Origin of the sequence: Parashewanella hymeniacidonis (assembly GCF_016900895.1) — a bacterium.
GTDB lineage: Bacteria > Pseudomonadota > Gammaproteobacteria > Enterobacterales > Shewanellaceae > Parashewanella > Parashewanella hymeniacidonis.
This window is the reverse complement of sequence record NZ_JAFEUN010000249.1, coordinates 1-1938: the sequence shown is the minus strand read 5'-3', so window position 1 is coordinate 1938 and position 1938 is coordinate 1. Positions and strand designations below refer to the sequence as shown.

Here is a 1938-nt window from a genome sequence, read left to right as displayed (position 1 = left end):
AATCGGGTAGCCGAGGGTCTCTAACCCTCAGCCCCCACACCACCCTGCATGCGGCTCCGCACAGGGCGGTTCATTTAGCTCCTCTTTAAAGGGTAATGTACAGCTATCCATCCTTCTTTAAGTGAATACAATCCTTGCGAAGATAAGTAGTTATTGCTTAATGCTTGTTGTATTCCATATGTTTTAGAGCTTCTCCATGGCCCTTTGCTTGTGATCCCACAGGCAACGGCCGTTTTCTCTTTCACGCCTCGTTTAAGTAAGCTTTGCACTTTGGTTCTTGGCTTGCGCCATTGTCGCCAGTAGCACATTCTTACTCGTCGACGTATCCAGTGGTCAAGCTCCACACATTGCTGATACGCATTAGCTATCCCGAAGTAGTTTATCCAGCCCTGAAGATATTGTTTCAGCTTAAACAATTGGTACTTCATGCTCACGCCCCAGTTACGGTTGGTCAGCCTTCGTACTCTTTGCTTAAGATTGTGCAGTATCTTTGGGTGCCATTTGATTTTACCTCGGTGAAAGGTGAACCCCAGAAACTTACTGTGATTCACTTTAACTACTTGGCTCTTTTCCTTATTAACCATCAGTTTTAACTTAGATGATAAGTATCGTGTGATACTTTCAAGTACTCTTTCTCCTGCTCGTTTTGAGCAAACTAAGATAATAAAGTCATCAGCGTATCTGGCAAATTTATGTCCTCGGCTTTCCAGCTCCTTGTCTAAGTTATCAAGCATGATGTTTGATAATAAGGGAGATAGCGGACTACCTTGAGGAACTCCTTCATAACTTGGTGTGAGCTGACCGTTGATCATCACTCCAGCACGAAGGTATTTGCCAATAAGTTGCAGTACCTGTTTATCTTCGATCTTTCTTGAGATGTGTGTCATCAGTAAATCATGATTTACACGGTCAAAGAATTTCGATAAATCGACATCGACTGCGAAATTTCGCTTTTGTTTTATTATTCTTTGGACTCGTTCTACCGCCTGTTTCGCATTCCTATTCGGTCTGAAGCCAAAACTACTTTCCGAAAAGGTCGGCTCAAATAGCGGATTTAGCACTTGAGAAATCGCTTGCTGTATCACTCGGTCAATGACAGTGGGTATACCAAGTTGCCGTTTGCCGCCATCAGGCTTGTCAATGTCAACTCGGCGCACTGGGGAGGGGTTATATTCTCCGGCCTCCAGTAGTGTTTTACACTGCTGCCAATGAAGCTGTGCCCATTGAGGGAATTGCTCGATGCTCATTCCATCAATGCCTGCTGCGCCTTTATTGGCTCTGACTTGCTTCCATGCTTGATGCATATTCGCTGGTTCAAAAATTTGTTTGAATAGCGTACATTTGAAGGCTGGCTGCGGGTCATTACGCTGTTGATAGTAATCGTCTGACGACGTAGTCGGTATCGACAAGTTTGACAAGGCTCCTCCTTCTTTCTAAATGTTCAGGCCTTCACCATGTCCCAACCATTACGATGGGCGTTGGGCTAATATGCCATCTGCTGACTTCTGTTTAATCACATGCCTAGTTGCCCAGTCATGCGCTATCGGTTTTCATCTATTTGCTCTTTTCAGGTGATGAGACTGAAAAGCCAAGACACTTATAAACCAGAGCCTTACTGGTTACCTGCCGATCGCAAGTTAAACAGATCTCCCCAGATAAGAACGTGAACTTTCCTTACACTGCTGCATCATTTACGGTGGCCGTTAGATCACATGGTTTCGCTGTCTTGTGCCAGCTCACCTCCAGCCTACGCCTCATATGATGTTTTTATCCATCAGCTCGTAAGTTTGCTAGCGGCTTCCTCCAGACCAACCCTCACGGATAAGCCCTTGCCATTCGCTAGTAGTTATCGTTTAATAACATCATGTTAATAAACGGTGATCTTCCTACAGAGGACTTTCACCTCATTAGTTCACGCCCATGCTGGGCGTACACAAG

General features: G+C 45.0%; 1 protein-coding gene. It reads right to left on the bottom strand.

Translation table 11 applies throughout. From position 1 onward, the window contains the following. Window positions 1-74 precede the first annotated feature (74 nt). The gene (gene ltrA / locus JQC92_RS22105) at window positions 75-1418 is read right to left on the bottom strand and encodes a group II intron reverse transcriptase/maturase (protein ID WP_205001685.1); all 1344 of its coding nucleotides are present in this window, start codon (window positions 1416-1418) and stop codon (window positions 75-77) included. Window positions 1419-1938 lie beyond the last annotated feature (520 nt).